The sequence below is a fragment of the Pseudomonas sp. JL2 genome (assembly GCF_031570495.1).
Lineage (GTDB): Bacteria > Pseudomonadota > Gammaproteobacteria > Pseudomonadales > Pseudomonadaceae > Aquipseudomonas > Aquipseudomonas rhizophila.
The window spans coordinates 21,400-36,126 of record NZ_JAKUDH010000014.1 but is presented as its reverse complement, the minus strand read 5'-3'; the positions used below and the strand labels follow the sequence as shown (position 1 = coordinate 36,126).

Annotated in this window: 18 protein-coding genes; 14 read left to right on the top strand and 4 right to left on the bottom strand. The window is 59.2% G+C overall.

The window, feature by feature from the left end:
• The first annotated feature begins 5 nt into the window (after window positions 1-5).
• From MKS85_RS18080 to MKS85_RS18035, 10 genes are all read left to right on the top strand, one after another.
• Window positions 6-296, top strand: coding sequence for an ogr/Delta-like zinc finger family protein (locus MKS85_RS18080; protein ID WP_003183346.1), 291 nt, complete (start codon window positions 6-8; stop codon window positions 294-296).
• Window positions 293-664 (top strand): hypothetical protein, encoded by a 372-nt coding sequence (locus MKS85_RS18075; RefSeq protein ID WP_003199719.1) that lies wholly within the window; start codon window positions 293-295, stop codon window positions 662-664. Before MKS85_RS18080 ends, MKS85_RS18075 begins: the two co-directional genes overlap by 4 nt.
• A gap of 75 nt (window positions 665-739) precedes the next feature.
• Complete coding sequence (locus MKS85_RS18070) at window positions 740-973, top strand: hypothetical protein (RefSeq protein ID WP_310663059.1); 234 nt, start codon at window positions 740-742, stop codon at window positions 971-973.
• Between the two features lie 12 nt (window positions 974-985).
• Entirely contained in the window at window positions 986-3,709 is a 2,724-nt protein-coding gene (locus MKS85_RS18065; protein ID WP_310663110.1) for a toprim domain-containing protein, read from the top strand.
• A 25-nt stretch (window positions 3,710-3,734) separates the two neighbouring features.
• Window positions 3,735-4,082 carry a hypothetical protein gene (locus tag MKS85_RS18060; protein WP_310663058.1) on the top strand — a complete coding sequence of 116 codons (348 nt, stop codon included), beginning with the start codon at window positions 3,735-3,737 and terminating at the stop codon, window positions 4,080-4,082.
• Window positions 4,079-4,285 carry a hypothetical protein gene (locus MKS85_RS18055; protein ID WP_310663057.1) on the top strand — a complete coding sequence of 69 codons (207 nt, stop codon included), beginning with the start codon at window positions 4,079-4,081 and terminating at the stop codon, window positions 4,283-4,285. Before MKS85_RS18060 ends, MKS85_RS18055 begins: the two co-directional genes overlap by 4 nt.
• A gap of 57 nt (window positions 4,286-4,342) precedes the next feature.
• A complete protein-coding gene (locus MKS85_RS18050) occupies window positions 4,343-4,708 on the top strand; it encodes a hypothetical protein (RefSeq protein WP_310663056.1) in 366 nt (121 codons plus the stop codon).
• Window positions 4,701-6,692 (top strand): DNA cytosine methyltransferase, encoded by a 1,992-nt coding sequence (locus MKS85_RS18045; protein WP_310663055.1) that lies wholly within the window; start codon window positions 4,701-4,703, stop codon window positions 6,690-6,692. The genes MKS85_RS18050 and MKS85_RS18045 overlap by 8 nt, the downstream gene beginning before the upstream one ends.
• Window positions 6,689-6,940: a hypothetical protein gene (locus tag MKS85_RS18040; protein WP_033028075.1), complete on the top strand. Its 252-nt coding sequence runs from the start codon at window positions 6,689-6,691 to the stop codon at window positions 6,938-6,940. The genes MKS85_RS18045 and MKS85_RS18040 overlap by 4 nt, the downstream gene beginning before the upstream one ends.
• Window positions 6,941-6,948: 8 nt before the next feature.
• On the top strand, window positions 6,949-7,224 hold the full coding sequence (locus MKS85_RS18035; protein ID WP_310663054.1) for a pyocin activator PrtN family protein: 276 nt from the start codon (window positions 6,949-6,951) through the stop codon (window positions 7,222-7,224).
• On the opposite strand, the gene MKS85_RS18030 is transcribed toward MKS85_RS18035, so the two are convergent.
• Window positions 7,199-8,350, bottom strand: coding sequence for a site-specific integrase (locus MKS85_RS18030; protein ID WP_310663053.1), 1,152 nt, complete (start codon window positions 8,348-8,350; stop codon window positions 7,199-7,201). The two genes, MKS85_RS18035 and MKS85_RS18030, sit on opposite strands and share 26 nt — an antisense overlap.
• Window positions 8,351-8,453: 103 nt before the next feature.
• On the opposite strand from MKS85_RS18030, the gene dusA reads away from it, so the two are divergent.
• Together dusA and tal are read left to right on the top strand one after the other, a co-directional pair.
• A complete protein-coding gene (gene dusA, locus MKS85_RS18025; RefSeq protein ID WP_310663109.1) occupies window positions 8,454-9,464 on the top strand; it encodes a tRNA dihydrouridine(20/20a) synthase DusA in 1,011 nt (336 codons plus the stop codon).
• A gap of 178 nt (window positions 9,465-9,642) precedes the next feature.
• Window positions 9,643-10,569 carry a transaldolase gene (gene tal, locus MKS85_RS18020; RefSeq protein ID WP_047227233.1) on the top strand — a complete coding sequence of 309 codons (927 nt, stop codon included), beginning with the start codon at window positions 9,643-9,645 and terminating at the stop codon, window positions 10,567-10,569.
• A 190-nt stretch (window positions 10,570-10,759) separates the two neighbouring features.
• Here tal and rssC read toward each other — a convergent pair whose 3' ends face one another.
• The 3 genes from rssC to MKS85_RS18005 form a co-directional block, all read right to left on the bottom strand.
• Window positions 10,760-11,242, bottom strand: coding sequence for an anti-sigma factor antagonist RssC (rssC, locus tag MKS85_RS18015; RefSeq protein ID WP_047227232.1), 483 nt, complete (start codon window positions 11,240-11,242; stop codon window positions 10,760-10,762).
• Entirely contained in the window at window positions 11,242-12,423 is a 1,182-nt protein-coding gene (gene rssB / locus MKS85_RS18010) for a two-component system response regulator RssB (protein ID WP_047227231.1), read from the bottom strand. Before rssB ends, rssC begins: the two co-directional genes overlap by 1 nt.
• A gap of 345 nt (window positions 12,424-12,768) precedes the next feature.
• On the bottom strand, window positions 12,769-13,458 hold the full coding sequence (locus MKS85_RS18005) for a VacJ family lipoprotein (RefSeq protein WP_310663052.1): 690 nt from the start codon (window positions 13,456-13,458) through the stop codon (window positions 12,769-12,771).
• 199 nt (window positions 13,459-13,657) lie between these two features.
• On the opposite strand from MKS85_RS18005, the gene MKS85_RS18000 reads away from it, so the two are divergent.
• Window positions 13,658-14,278, top strand: a complete 621-nt coding sequence (locus tag MKS85_RS18000) for a hypothetical protein (protein ID WP_047227229.1) — start codon at window positions 13,658-13,660, stop codon at window positions 14,276-14,278.
• A 109-nt stretch (window positions 14,279-14,387) separates the two neighbouring features.
• Window positions 14,388-14,651: a DUF4404 family protein gene (locus MKS85_RS17995; RefSeq protein WP_047227228.1), complete on the top strand. Its 264-nt coding sequence runs from the start codon at window positions 14,388-14,390 to the stop codon at window positions 14,649-14,651.
• The last annotated feature ends 76 nt before the right edge of the window (window positions 14,652-14,727 follow it).

Below are 14,727 nucleotides of genomic sequence, written 5' to 3'. Positions count from 1 at the left end.
CGGTAATGAGTACCTACAAACTCGTCTGCCCGCACTGCCTCGGCCGCATGCGTATCCGCACCAGCGAAGGCACACACATTTTCCTGCGCGTGGCCTACCTGCAATGCACCAACGAGGCCTGCGGCTGGTCGGTGCGGGCTGAGTTCGAAATGACTCATGAAATGAGCCCCAGCGGCATGGCGAACCCATCCGTCAAGCTGCCCATCGCCGACATTGCCCTGCGCCGTGCCGCGATGAAGTCCGCCAACGATCAACCCGACCTGCTCGACCAAATGGAAATGGAGTGTGCGCAATGAACCATGAAGAGCTTGACCACGACTACCGCAGCAGCATGCAACGAGTGGCGTTCGCCTACCTGCAACGGCACGAAGCGCAGCACCTGGTGGATTCTGATCTGTTGTACGAAAACTGCGTTCGGCACATGACCACCGCGTTGGAAGTGCCGGTGTTCATGGCGCAGAAGCTGGTGCACAACGCCTGGACTGAATTGCAGGTCATCAACCAGCGCAAGTGGATCGGCGTGGACTGGGGTAACAGCCCAGGCAGCACTGTCGTCCACCTGATCGATACCCGGGCCGACCTTCGGTACCCGGTTCCGGCAAGGCTGCTGCCGCAGACCCTGCTCGCCCAGCGCGATGACGCGCTGAAGCAACACCCTCAGTAATCCCCGTTTAAACAACCCGCCCTGCCCCGCTTCCCGTGGGTTTGGGTGAGCTTTGCCCGAAATACGAGGTGGACCATGCAAATCGACGTCGCCATCACCGCAAAACTGCCCCGCGAAGAGGCCGAAGCGCTGCTCCAAGCGCTACGGAGCCAGTACGCCCAGCAGTTCAACGAGCATTGGTACGACGACCGCTTTCGCAGGATTCCCGAGGGTTTGCGGCATGGCTCGTTGCTCGCGGCCTTCCCGGTGATGTCCGCGCAAAAACGCCTGATTGGCGCCCTTAAACACAGTCTCGACGAAGCGAAGTAAGCCACGATGGAAATGGAACAAAGGCTGCGAGCCGACGTCATCCAACGCATTGAGCGGGACTACCAGCTCAAGCACATGCCCGGCACCAACTACATGCGCAAGGGTGTATGCCCTGCGCCAAGCTGCGGCCAGAAGACCCTGTACACCTTCTACGATTCGCCCTGGACGTTGATCTGTGGACGGCCGGAAAAATGCGGCCACCGGGTCCACGTCAAGGACGTCTACGACGACTTGTTCAACGACTGGAGCAAGAACGTACCGTCCACCCCAGATAACCCTGTTGCCACAGCACGCGCCTACCTTGAGTTTGCGCGGGGCTTCAAATTTGAGCTGATCGCCGGTTGGTTCACCCAGGAAAACTACTGGGATAGCCGGCTGAACATTGGCAGTGCCACGGTGCGTTTCCCCCTGGAAAAAGGTGGCTACTGGGAGCGCCTGATAGACCGGCCTGACCGATTCGGCAAGATGAAAGCTCGCTTCCGTCCAACTGGCGAAGGCCTGCCAGGTTACAAGGGCGTCTGGTGGTGTCCGCCAAGCGTGGACCTGTTGAACGTCGATGAACTCTGGATCACCGAGGGTATCTTCGACGCCATCGCACTGCTGCATAACGACACCTCGGCCGTGTCGATGATGTCCAGCGCACCCTGCCCGACCGACTCGCTCAAGGCCTTGGTCAAACTTCGCCATGACGCTGACAAGCGCCTGCCACGCCTTGTCTGGGCGCTTGATAACGAGCCAGTCGCAAAGGCCAACATGCGCCGCTGGGCAAAGGAGGCCCGCGACCTGGGATTTACCTGCAAAGCGGCAGTGATTCCGCAGCCCAACGGCAAAAAAGTGGACTGGAACGACCTTCACCTACGGTGGAAGTCGATTGAGGGCGACGACAAACGCGCCGAGCAGATTGAGCGAGACTTCGACGAAGCCCTGCACCACGGGGACTTGCTGCTGGCTGATTCCGCCGAGGAAAAGGGTTTTCTCATCTACCTGCGTGACGAGCGCAAGGAATTCCATTTTTCGTTCCGCAAGCGCCTGTACTGGTTTCGGCTAGACCTTGAACGGTACGACCGTGCCATGGGTGACCTTGAAAGTTCGGACCGGCATGAGGATCAGTTGCTCACGGATGAACAGCGGCGCTACAAGGCGTTGCGTCAGTCGGGCTCGGTCACCAGCATCGCCAACTGCAATTTCCAGGCGCTGTATTACATGCGCAACGACCTGACCGACGAGGCCTGGTACTACTTCCGCATCGAGCGCCCGCAAGGGGCTGTCATCAAAAGTACGTTCACGGCCAAGCAACTCACCTCTGCGCCTGAGTTCGCGAATCGCCTGCTCAACGTTTCCAATGGCGCGATGTTCGAGGGTAGCGCCCAACAACTGAAACGGATCCTGGCGCCCCAGCTCGATTGCCTGAAAACCGTGAACACCATCGAATGGATCGGCTACAGCCGCGAGCACGGTGCCTATGTCTTCAACGATCTGGCCTTCTTTGGCGGGACGATACAAAAGCGCAACAAGGAAGACTTCTTCGACCTGGGCAAGCTGAGCATCAAGTCGCAGAGCCAGTCGCCGGTGCTGCACATCAATACTGACCTCAATGCCTATCACGAAGGTTGGTTCGACATTTTCTGGAGCTGCTTTGGCGTACAGGGCCTGGTGGTGCTGGCCTGGTGGCTGGGCGCTTTGCACGCTGAGCAGATCCGGCAGATCCACAAGTCGCTGATGTTTCTTGAGCTGGTGGGTGAAGCTGGCTCAGGCAAAACCACATTGATCGAGCTGCTGTGGAAACTGGTCGGCCGCACTGACTACGAGGGTTTCGACCCATCCAAAGCGACAGCCGCGAGCCGTGCGCGCAATTTCTCGCAGGTCAGCAACTTGCCGGTGGTACTGATCGAGTCAGAGCGTGAACAGAAGGATGGACAGCCGGTTAAGCACTTCGATTGGGACGAACTGAAAACCGCCTACAACGGCCGTAGCGTTCGCTCCACCGGCGTGAAGAACAATGGCAACGACACTCACGAACCGCCGTTCCGCGCCGCCCTGCTGATCGCTCAGAACAACCCGGTGAACGCCTCGGAACCCATCCTGCAGCGACTTTGCCATGTCCACCTGACGCGGGAGCACCACACGCCGGAAACCAAGCAGTTCGCCGAGCAACTGGAACGCATGCCGATGGAAAACATCAGCGGCTTCTTGGTCAAGGCCCTGCAACGCGAAGCCAACACCATGCGCCTTATGGAGGAAAACACCTCCCGCTACGAGCAGGAGCTGCTGGCCCAGCCCGGCGTGCGCACCGTGCGTATCGCCAAGAACCACGCCCAACTGCGCAGCCTGGTGGATGCACTGGCAGAAGTCGTGCCCCTGGGCGAACGCCGTAAGGCTCTCGCGCACGCTGAGGTCAGCCGCATGGCCTTGGAGCGACAGCAGGCAATCAACGCCGACCATCCGACCGTGCGCGAGTTTTGGGACCTGTACGAATTCCTCAATGGCCTGGACGAAAAAGGCGCGCTCAACCATGCGCGCCGGGATGGCCTGATCGCCGTGAACCTCAACGAATTCGTCGAGATGGCCGCCAACAAGCGGCAGCAGGTGCCAGCGCTCAGCGACCTGAAACGCCTACTCAAGACCAGTAAGTCACCCAAGTTTCTGGAATCGAACAAGCCCGTTAACTCAGCGCGCTTGCTGGACGCTTTCGACAAACCGAGAACCATTCGCTGCTGGGTTTTCCAGGGCGTTTAACAACCGCAACAACAGGAGAGTTCGCATGAACACGGCGCCCCAAAAACAACAGACCAATTGGTTCCAGCAGTTGCAAGAGTTCGAAGCAAAGCGCCCCGCCATCCGCAAGGCCGGTATCGAGGCACTGAACCGCCTGGTCCCTGTCGCCCTGCGCAGTACAGGCCAGAGCGCCATTGTCGGCCGTTTCCTGCTCGGGCTCTACAACGGCCACGACTACCCGTTTGTGCTGACAAGCCTACGCGGCCTCGACACAGCGTTGTTCGACGACTGCCTGGCCGTGCTGCAACTGGATTTCTCACCAGAACAGGAAGTGCACACCTACTTCCCCGACGGCGATGCCATCTGGGCAGAACTGATCAGGGTTTGGGCATGAAGTGGGCACCGAAACGCAACCGAAACGGGCAAGTGCAGCAGAACTGCTGGGTTACCGACAGCGGCTACACCGTGGCCGAGTGCCGGTTGCCAGAAGCGCGTTACCCCATCACTCGCCCAGGCGGCGAACTGCCTTTCGCTTATGCGAAGGACCGGGATGAAGTCATCGCAATCATCAAGCAAGACCAGGCCACAACGGCCTGAAAGATGGTGTCGAGGAGCGCCAACTCCCCGACACCTGCCACCAAAAGGAGAGCCACCATGCAAGTGAATCAACCCCAAAGCGGCACGCCAGAGGCTACCACACCTCGCTACGACACCATTGTTGTCCTTGGAGCCCAAGGCAATGTTGTACCGAAAGAAATAGACGGCGGTGCAGTTGTCTCGTGGAGTCGCGGCCATGAACTAGCGGCCATGGAGGCCTTGGAAGAATTCGTTCATGACCTGGCCATCGATGACAGTACGTATCCGGCTTTTATCACTGAACGGGCGGAAGAAGCCCTAAAACTTATGAGACAGCGGCGCGCAAATGGATGGGCTACAGAGGCCGCGCTAATAGCATGCCCCAAATGCCCTTTTGGCACTTGCGATGACTGCGACACCGCGCGGGGTGCCTCCGATGCTTAAACGCACCCTTACTCACTTCCATCTATGCTGCGGCCTTGGCAGCGGCGCTGCTGGCTTCAGCGACTCCAAACCAGTCCTGGGGCCCGTGCAAGCTGAATGGCGCTGCCTTGGCGGCGTCGACGTCGACCCCGCCGGCTTGCGCGACTTCCAGATGATGACCGGCGTACCTGGCACGCTCATGGATTTGTTCACCCGGCAGCAGTACATCGCCTTCCATGGGCAGCAGCCGCCCGCCGGTTGGAAAGAGGCTACCGCCGAGGTTCTTCGCCGCGCCGCCGGCAATGAAGACCCTGACGCCGTGTTCATCAGCAGCCCTTGCAAAGGCGCATCGGGCTTGCTGTCGGAAACCATGAGCCAGACGCCGAAATATCAGGCGCTCAACGAACTGACCCTGCGTTGTGTCTGGCTGATGTGTGAGGCCTGGAAGCACAACCCCGTGTCGCTGATCGTGTTCGAAAACGTACCGCGCCTGGCAACCCGTGGGCGGCATTTGCTGGACCAGATCAACAAGCTGCTGCGCCACTACGGCTACGCCGTGGCCGAGACCACCCATGACTGTGGCGAAATCGGCGGATTGGCCCAAAGCCGTAAGCGTTTTCTGTTGGTCGCCAGGCACGTCGAAAAAGTACCGGCGTTCCTGTATGAACCGGAAAAACGCAGCCTGCGGGCCGTGGGCGACGTGCTGAGCCGTATGCCACTGGCAGGTGACGTGGAGCAGGCTGGGCCTATGCATCGGGTGCCGGCGTTGCAGTGGAAGACATGGGTACGCCTGGCCCTGGTTGAGGCCGGTAAGGATTGGCGCAGCCTGAGTCGGTTCGCGATCGAGGATGGCCATCTGCGCGATTTTGTAATCGTGCCTGAGTACCGCGCCGGTTATCTCGGTGTAAATGAATGGCAGGACACCGCCGGAACCGTGGCCGGCCGGTCGAGCCCTACCAATGGAAAATTCTCAGTAGCGGATCCACGGCCGGCGAGCAAATTCGAATACACCCAATACGGCGTGCTGCCCTACGACCGCCACTGTGGCGTTGTCACAGGCCAACGAAGCCCTGGGCAAGGGACGTTCAGCGTTGCAGACCCGCGTATGAGCGGCGAGCGGCACAACAACGTGTTCCGCGTGGTTCACAACGACCAAGCCGCCGGCACCGTCACCGCAGGGCACGGGCCAAGCTCTGGAGGCCAGGCCGTGGCTGACCCTCGGCAACCCTCCAAGGGCTTCGGCAAGTACCTGGTAACCGACTACAGCAAGCCGGCCGGTACCGTCATCGCCGGCAGCACCACCGGACAAGGCGCTTTTGCCGTGGCGAACCCTGCGTATAAGAACTGGCACCCAGGGGCCAGCTCGCAAAAGTTGCGCATCACCCCCTGGGACGACAACGCCAGGACCGTTACCGGCTCACAACAAGTTGCCAGCGGTGCTCTATCCATCGCAGATCCACGCCCGGGCATGTTCCGCACCAAGGGCGATGCCTATTTGACCGGTGGTCATTACGGGGTAGTCAAATGGAAGGATCCGGCAGGCGCTGTTTCCGCCAGTGCCTGCCACGACAACGGCCGGTGGTCGGTTGCGGACCAGCGCATGCCGGCGCCCAACGACAGGCTGACCTGCATGATCACCAGCCTCGACGGCACCTGGCACCGCCCCTTCACCACGCTGGAGCTGGCCGCGCTGCAATCGCTGTTCGATCCGGAGGAGCACTGGTCAGCAGATCCGCAGACCGCGCATGAAATCCGTGTGATGCAGCGTGTTCGCAAGATCGAGCAAGCGCGTTTCTTCCAGCTGGACGGCGTCAACGATGGCCTTCACCGGGAGCGCATCGGCAATGCGGTGCCACGGGCGGCGGCGAAGGCGATGGCCGATGTGTTCGGTATGACGCTGCTGCTCGCCGAGGCTGGGGAGACGTTCATGCTCAGCAATGTTTCGATTTGGGTGCGGCCGGTGGCGGTTGCGTTGAGTGTGTCTCAGCTGGAGGCCGGTGTATGACCGTTTTTCTTCTGCTTTACCTATGCGCAGACGCAACACGTACGGATTGCCAGGTGATACCCACCCAACGCTGGGCCGGGCCAGACGCCTATGAGCAATGCCTCGGCGTGGTGCCAGGGCTTACTGAGGCATTGAGCACACCGAACCGGGAACGGCATCGGTTTGTTTGCGAGATCCAGACCGACAGCGCACAGCCGGCAGGAAGTGCCGCCCGGGCGACGCTCATTCACCAATCGTTTCGGATGTGAGGGACATCATGAACACAGCCTTTATCCTGATGGCCCAGTACAACGGCCAGGCGATTATCTCGCTGGAGCAGGTTTGCCAAGACTACTTCACGCACCTGACGCCCGACATGTTTCAACGCAAGGTGATGAGCGGGCAGATCAAGATCCCTATCACACGCCTGGAACGCAGTCAGAAGTCGGCCAAGGGGATCCATATCACCGACTTGGCCGCGTATCTCGATCAACAGCGCGCAGCCGCGGTTAAGGAGAACAACCAGCTCAACGGGTTAAAACACGCCGTTTGAGCCACTTCATTGATGCGGCGCCCAGTTGGACGGGCGCCCTCAATATCTCTTCGTACCATTCCCACTTCACATAGCGATCACCCTTGCCACGTAGGTGGGTGTAGCGCCTCAGCGAATTCCAATCCCTGTGTCCTGAAACGCTCGACACCCGGGGGATATCCCAGTCCATTTCGAACAGACGGCTTACACCTTCGTGCCGAAGGTCATGGAAGTGCAGATTCTGGATATTCAAGATCTTGCAGGCCTTCGCCCAGGACGTGGAAATTGATTCAGGGCTATAGGGGAAGATATCTTCGCCGGCACGGGGCATGGTCTGGAGGATTTTCCAGGCCTCGTCTGGCACGTAGCACCACACATCGTTGCCGATCTTCTGGCCTGGGTTCTTCATATCGCGTACCAACACTCGCTGACCGGGCTTGTCGAGGTCATCCCAGCGAATCCGGGTGATTTCGTCGAGACGGCGCGTCGAGAACAGGGCGAAGCCCACCACTTTCATCATATTGATGATGCTTCTACGCCGGGCTTGCATGTCCTGGTAATGCTGCATGAGCTTCCCCAACTCATCCAGCGTGGGGCGCCGGTCACGCTCGCGGCTCTTCAGGTTGTATCCCAGCTTGCGCAGTACACGCCGTGCACCACCCATTGCCATAGGATCGAGCTGATAACCCCAGGCATCCTTTCCGATGGAAAGCACGGCGCCGAGGTGCGCCAGGTCGTTGCCGGCGGTCTGCGCCTGGACGCCTCCCCCCTCGGGGCTCATTCGCCACAGCGCATAATCGACCAGGCATTGGGTGTTGATATCGGTATCGGCCAACTTGCCCATGTATGTTTCGCCGATGGCCGTAAGGGTTGCGCGTTTGGTCTTGCCCAGCGGCCGGGCTTTCTCGACCTCGACCAGATACTGATCGATCATATCTTTGAGCGTGACGCCTTTGCGGCTCGCTCGCTCAATCGCACCTGGTTCATCCAATTCGGATTCGCGCTTGCGCGCCCAGGCCTGCGCCGCCTGTTTTCGGGCGAAGGTCTGGCTCTCTTGATAGACTTGCACTCCGTCGCGCTTGATGCGGATCTGAGCCGTATAGCTAACAGACCCATCCGCCAGTTTTCTTGCCCTGATAGTCGCCATGTCAAAAGTGGTACGCGTCAGTTTTGAAGTGGTACATCGTACCACCGAGTCCTCAAAAACGCCTGAAAACGCCCGAAATCACGCCCAGAACACGTTGAAGAAAATGCTAGATAAACAGAGCTTTAGCCCAGTAAATACAAGGCCTACGCTGTCTCGGCGCTTTAGTGTTGCACCCATGATGGATTGGACTGACCCCCACTGCAGGTTCTTCCTACGCATCCTCTCCAAACACGCCCTGCTCTACACCGAGATGGTCACCACGGGCGCGTTGCTCAACGGCGATCACGAGCGCTTCCTGCGTCACCATGAAGCCGAGCATCCCCTGGCGCTTCAACTCGGCGGCAGTGTCCCGGCCGATTTGGCCGCGTGCGCGCGGATGGCTCAGGAGCATGGCTATGACGAGGTCAATCTCAACGTCGGCTGCCCAAGCGATCGCGTGCAGAACAACATGATTGGTGCATGCCTGATGGGGCATCCTGAGCTGGTGGCCGATTGTGTGAAGGCGATGCGTGATGCTGTGTCGATTCCGGTGACGGTCAAGCATCGGATCGGGATCAACGGGCGGGACAGTTACGAGCAGTTGTGTGAGTTCGTCGGGACGGTGCGTGACGCCGGTTGTACGAGTTTTACCGTGCATGCGCGGATTGCGATTCTGGAGGGGCTGTCGCCCAAGGAGAACCGTGAGATCCCGCCGCTGCGGTATGACGTGGCGGCACAGTTGAAGAAGGATTTCCCGGAGCTGGAGATTGTGCTCAACGGCGGGATCAAGACGCTGGAAGCCTGCCACGAGCATTTGCAGACATTCGACGGTGTGATGCTGGGGCGCGAGGCGTATCACAATCCGTATCTGCTGGCCGAGGTGGATCAACAACTGTTTGGCAGCAGCGCACCTGTCATCAGTCGGGCCGAGGCGTTGGCGCAGTTGCGGCCTTATATCGCCAAGCACCTGGACGCCGGCGGAGCGATGCATCACATCACTCGCCATGTACTGGGGTTGGGTACCGGGTTTCCTGGGGCGCGCCGTTTTCGGCAGTTGTTGTCGGTGGACATCCACAAAACCAAAGACCCGTTGGCGCTGCTGGATCAGGCGGCGGGCATGCTGGAAGGACGCTGACCGTCACTTGTTTTGAACCTGAGTCCTGTTTTGGCATCGTATCTACCGATACCCGCCCCGGCCTTTCAAACATCCGTTTTCAGGTTGTTGCCGCTGGGGCCATCGATCCCCTTTCACGCCCTTGAGTGGCTGCCGGCCCTCGGGTAATGTCAACAGACCCATAGGACAGAGCACGCTCATGACTTCCAAGCTGGAACAACTCAAACAATTCACTACCGTAGTGGCCGATACCGGCGACTTCGAAGCCATCGCCCGCGTTAAACCCGTGGATGCCACCACCAACCCTTCCCTGCTGCTCAAGGCCTCGGCCATTCAAGGCTACGCCGAGCTGCTGAACGCCTGTGTGGCCGATTGCAAGGGCGATGTGGGCCTGGCCAGCGACCGTTTTGGCGTGGCGGTCGGGCAAGAGATTCTCAAGGTGATTCCGGGGCGTATTTCCACTGAAGTGGATGCGCGTCTGTCGTTCGACACCGAGGCCATGTTGAAACGTGCGCATCGCCTGATCGACCTGTACGAAAAGGCCGGCGTTGGCCGCGATCGCGTGCTGATCAAGATCGCGTCCACCTGGGAAGGTATTCGCGCCGCCGAGCAGCTGGAGCGTGAAGGCATCCAGTGCAACCTGACGCTGCTGTTCTCCTTCGCCCAGGCTGCGGCTTGCGCCGATGCCGGCGTGTTCCTGATTTCGCCTTTTGTCGGCCGCATCTATGACTGGTACAAGAAGGCCAATGGCAACGACTACACCGGTGCCGATGATCCGGGCGTGCAGTCGGTGACGCGCATCTACAACTACTACAAGGCCAATGACTACAAGACCGTGGTCATGGGCGCAAGCTTCCGCAACCTCAACCAGATCGAGCAACTGGCCGGCTGCGACCGCTTGACGGTCAGCCCGGATCTGCTGGAGAAACTGGCCGCCGACGAGGGCAAGCTGGAACGCAAGCTGGCACCTGGACAAGCCGGCGAAGCGCGCTTGAGCCTCAATGAAGCGCAGTTCCGCTGGTTGTCCAACGAGGACGCCATGGCGACCGAGAAACTGGCTGAAGGCATTCGTCAGTTCGCTCGGGACCAGGAGAAGCTTGAGGCGTTGCTGCAAGCCAAGCTTTGAGGTGATTTCGAAGGCATAAAGAAGGGCGAACCTGGGTGGGTTCGCCCTTTTTTATAGGCTTGGGAAGGTGGCGGCTGGCCGGCCGCCATCGCGAGCAAGCTCGCTCCCACAGGGGGCGCTGGGCAGATAAACATTGTGGGAGCGAGCTTGCTCGCGATGAGGCCCGCTCAGTCTACGCAAAACCTGTGAATCAAGGCCGCTCCAGCGCACTCACCAAGTCATGGAACGCTTCACGATTGGAGTCGTTCAGCCCCATGAGGATCTTATGGGCTTCAAGCACCTTGATCCGCACTTCCTCTTCCGATTGATCCTGATCGGGCAGATCGTCCAGGCACTCAGGGCATGGCACGGGATCGCCGACGATATTGAATACCTGGTCAAAGCCCATGGATTGCAGCAACCGGGTGATGTCGTTGTGGGTGGTGACCACGGTCGGCAGCAGGCCGACCTTTTGCCGCGACAGGATCGACAGCTTGGCCAGCAGGCCCAGAGTGGTACTGTCGATGCTGCGGGTTTCGGTCAGGTCGATCACGATGGCGTTGAAGTTCAACGCGGTGAAGATCCGCTCAATAGTCGCATCCAGCGCCGAACAGAGGGTCAGGCGCACTTCACCGACAAACTTCAGGACAAAGGTGCCGTCCTGCTCGGCGAACTGGATTCTACCGGTACTCATCAAAGATTCCTGCTCAACACTAACAGGGCGATATCATCCGGCATCTCCCCTAGCGTGGCTAATCCAAACACTTGACGCAAGCCTTCCAGGCTGCCGCCCGCTGCGCTTACCCGTTCAGGCAAGGCCGCTTCTTTCTCTTTGAGTGTAGGTTCTGACAAAAGGTCCAGAATGCCATCAGACATCAGCGTCAAACTGAAGGTCGGTGGCAGTTCCAGTACGTGGTCTTCGTAGGTGGCCTCATTGAACAGGCCCACCGGCAAACCACGCCCTTCCAGGTAACGAACACTGTCAGGCGTATACAACACAGGCAACGGCAGATGACCGCCGATGCTATAGGTCAACAAACCCGTCTCCTCGTCGATGACCCCACCGACCATTGTCACGTGTTTGCCCAGCTTACAACTGATCAGGCCCCGGTTGATATGACCAAGGACTTCTGATGGCTTGAACTCAGGCAACGTGCCGTTGCGCTTGGATTCGAACAACAGACGCGTGGTCATGAACTTCAACAGTACCGTCACGAACGCTGACGAAGCGCCATGGCCGGAAACGTCCGCCAGATAGAACGCCACTCGACGTTCATCGACCCGGAAATAGTCGACGAAATCCCCCGACAGATACAAAGACGGGATGATCTGGTGGGCAAAACGGAAATCGTCAACGGTCCAGGGACTGACCGGCAACATGTTCATCTGCACCTGGCGGCCGGCGTTCTGGTCTTCCTGCAACAGGTTCAGGCTGGCTTCCAGCTCGCGGTTGGCAGTTTCCAGCTTTTCGCGATAACGCTGGTTCTCCACCAACAGGCGCGAACGGTCCAGGGCCCGGCGCACCGAGTGCTCGAGCACGGCCAGGTCTTCAAGGGGCTTGATCAGGTAATCGGCCGCGCCCAGGCGCAACGCCTCAACCGCGTCGTTCATCACGCCCGCACCCGAAACCACGATGACCGGGGTCTGCGAGGAAAGCTCGGTGACCTGGCGAATGAGTTCGAGTCCGCCCATCTGCGGCATGCGCAGGTCGCAGATGACCAGGTCGGGCTTGTCTTGCTCGAATACCTGAAGACCCTGTTGACCGTTGCTGGCCTGCAGGACGCTGAAACCACTGTCTTCCAAGTAGGCTGCGAGGCTGGCTCGCACCACTTCGTCATCATCGATTATCAGCAGCGTGGCACTGGTTTTTGGCATGTGGGCAAACGGCGCCAGAATTAGGTTGGCGTAGCGGGCTGGGCAACTGGGCCTGGCGCTCACTACTGGATTCGCTTTCTAGCCTCTCTGTCGTACCGGATGTAGGCCCTTGTCCTACACACAGTTACATCAGAGGTGCCCTTCTAAGGCGCAGACGGTACTCCCATCCGCGGGGCGTTTCAAGCTCATGCAGATAGCCGCTTGCCGTCTTGGTTTGTCAAAGTACAGAGAGTTATAAGAACCGAGCGAAGCGTAACTCAATGGAAGGTTCGATCCCTGCTTAAACAGTGCCTCAAAACAAAGAAGGCGGCCCTGAGGCCGCCTTCCTGGGGTTACCGGGCGAAATTAAAAATCATCTTCGACCTGGCCATCCTTGACCTTGAATTCACGGTTCTGCAGGAAGGCGTTGCGGATAAACACATACTTGTCGCCACTCACCAGTTTTTCGGCGGACAACAAGCTGGCGCGGGTATCGACGATGTTCAGACCGAAGATCGAGTTACGCACCGAGACGTTGTCGATGTAACGATAAGGGGCCGTGTAGTCATCGACAAGCTTGGCCGGCGCGTCACGCAAGGTGCTTGGTCCCAACAACGGCAGCATCACGTACGGGCCACTGCCGACTCCCCAATAACCCAGGGTCTGGCCGAAATCTTCATCGCTGCGTTGCAGGCCCATATGGGTGCCCACGTCGAAGAACCCCAACAGGCCGAAGGTGGTGTTGAAGATCAACCGGGCCGTGTCGACCCCGGCTGCGGCCGGTTTGGCCTGCAGGACATTGTTGGCCAGATTGCCCACGTCGCCGATGTTGCGGAACATGTTGTGGATTCCGTCTTCGAGAAACTGCGGCGTCACGTACTGATAACCCTGGGCCAGCGGCTTGAGTGCGTAGGTATCAACGGTGTCGTTGAAGGTAAAGATCGGGCGGTTGATGCTTTCCCAAGGATCGTCTTCCGTTGCGGCCTGGGCGGCGAAGGGAGCCAGCAGGACGCAGGCAGACAAACACAGCTGAGCTAGACAATGGCTCCAGCGCATAGGGAAAACTCCTTGGATTATTCAGGCAAGGGCGCCGAGCCCAGGCGGTAAGGGGGCTAGTATAAAGCGGAACGCTTGGATAGACAGCACTGAAAGAGAAGCTGCTCGTAGGATTTTTCCGCACCCGGCGCCTTCATTTCACTGTCATTGGACTGTCATTGAGGCACGTTAGGCTGCGGGATATTTCAAGGACGTTCCCATGCCCCGCGCCGAAACCCTGCCCCTGCCCGCCCCCAGCCTGACCGCCGTACTGTTTGGCTTGAGCGGTTGTCTGGTGGATTTCGGGGCAAGGGCGCGACAGGCAGGCGCAGTGCCCACCGAGCATTCGCAGCCAACCCCCGGCGCCCTCGAAAGCCTGCGCCTTTTGCAGCTTCAGGAGATTCCCTGCGCCTGGCTCGACGAACTGCCACCTGCCATCAGTCATAGCCTGGCTGCTTCGTTACCGGCGTGGATCAAATCGCCGCAACTTCCCGCAACAAATTATCCGTGGCCGGCCCCGCATGCCTGTTGGCAGGCCTTGATGGCGTTGAACGTCCAGCAATTGGACGGTTGCGTGCTGGTCAGCGGCGAGCCGCGCTTGTTGCAGTCGGGGCTCAATGCCGGCTTGTGGACCATCGGGTTAGCGTCCTGCGGCTCGCTGTGTGGCCTGGCGCCGAACGAATGGCAGCTCCTGAGCCAACAGGAACGGGAGACCAAGCGCGCCAAAGCCACCGTACAGTTGTTCGGCCTGGGGGTGCATTCGGTGATCGATCACCTGGGTGAACTCGACACCTGCCTGGCGGATATCAGCCTGCGTCGGCTCAAAGGTGAAAAGCCCTGACCGAGATCATGCAGGGTGCACAAGGGTGGATTACTCTTAAGGCAAGCCACGGACTTTTGACGCACCGTCGCGGTCCATGGCTGTGCCTATCAATAAAGGGAGTACGCCAATGCCTGCCCGCGAATTGCAGAAACAACTTGATGAACTGCGCGAGCAATTGGAACAGAACCCGCCGCTTTCCGAGCCGGAGCGCGAGAATCTGCATCAACTGATGATTCAGCTCGAAGCCGAGATCGAACTGGATAATTCGCTTCAGAATGCCGACCTGGTCGATGGTGTGAACCTGGCTGTCGAGCGCTTCGAACTGGATCACCCCACTATTGCCGGGACGTTGCGCAACATCGTACAAGCCTTGGGCAACATGGGAATCTAAACCCGCCAGATGCAAAAAAGCCCCGCTATTGATAGCGGGGCTTTTCATTTTTCACGATATGAAATGCAACCCCCTG

Excerpts from the sequence above, each read along its gene's own strand:
- dusA (WP_310663109.1), top strand. The coding sequence starts at position 8,454 with ATGCTAGATAAACAGAGCTTTAGCCCAGTAAATACAAGGCCTACGCTG.
- MKS85_RS18050 (WP_310663056.1), top strand. The coding sequence starts at position 4,343 with ATGCAAGTGAATCAACCCCAAAGCGGCACGCCAGAGGCTACCACACCT.
- MKS85_RS18035 (WP_310663054.1), top strand. The coding sequence starts at position 6,949 with ATGAACACAGCCTTTATCCTGATGGCCCAGTACAACGGCCAGGCGATT.
- MKS85_RS18070 (WP_310663059.1), top strand. The coding sequence starts at position 740 with ATGCAAATCGACGTCGCCATCACCGCAAAACTGCCCCGCGAAGAGGCC.
- MKS85_RS18055 (WP_310663057.1), top strand. The coding sequence starts at position 4,079 with ATGAAGTGGGCACCGAAACGCAACCGAAACGGGCAAGTGCAGCAGAAC.
- MKS85_RS18065 (WP_310663110.1), top strand. The coding sequence starts at position 986 with ATGGAACAAAGGCTGCGAGCCGACGTCATCCAACGCATTGAGCGGGAC.
- MKS85_RS18060 (WP_310663058.1), top strand. The coding sequence starts at position 3,735 with ATGAACACGGCGCCCCAAAAACAACAGACCAATTGGTTCCAGCAGTTG.
- rssC (WP_047227232.1), bottom strand. The coding sequence starts at position 11,242 with ATGAGTACCGGTAGAATCCAGTTCGCCGAGCAGGACGGCACCTTTGTC.
- MKS85_RS18030 (WP_310663053.1), bottom strand. The coding sequence starts at position 8,350 with ATGGCGACTATCAGGGCAAGAAAACTGGCGGATGGGTCTGTTAGCTAT.
- MKS85_RS18040 (WP_033028075.1), top strand. The coding sequence starts at position 6,689 with ATGACCGTTTTTCTTCTGCTTTACCTATGCGCAGACGCAACACGTACG.
- tal (WP_047227233.1), top strand. The coding sequence starts at position 9,643 with ATGACTTCCAAGCTGGAACAACTCAAACAATTCACTACCGTAGTGGCC.
- MKS85_RS18080 (WP_003183346.1), top strand. The coding sequence starts at position 6 with ATGAGTACCTACAAACTCGTCTGCCCGCACTGCCTCGGCCGCATGCGT.
- MKS85_RS17995 (WP_047227228.1), top strand. The coding sequence starts at position 14,388 with ATGCCTGCCCGCGAATTGCAGAAACAACTTGATGAACTGCGCGAGCAA.
- MKS85_RS18005 (WP_310663052.1), bottom strand. The coding sequence starts at position 13,458 with ATGCGCTGGAGCCATTGTCTAGCTCAGCTGTGTTTGTCTGCCTGCGTC.
- rssB (WP_047227231.1), bottom strand. The coding sequence starts at position 12,423 with ATGCCAAAAACCAGTGCCACGCTGCTGATAATCGATGATGACGAAGTG.
- MKS85_RS18000 (WP_047227229.1), top strand. The coding sequence starts at position 13,658 with ATGCCCCGCGCCGAAACCCTGCCCCTGCCCGCCCCCAGCCTGACCGCC.
- MKS85_RS18075 (WP_003199719.1), top strand. The coding sequence starts at position 293 with ATGAACCATGAAGAGCTTGACCACGACTACCGCAGCAGCATGCAACGA.
- MKS85_RS18045 (WP_310663055.1), top strand. The coding sequence starts at position 4,701 with ATGCTTAAACGCACCCTTACTCACTTCCATCTATGCTGCGGCCTTGGC.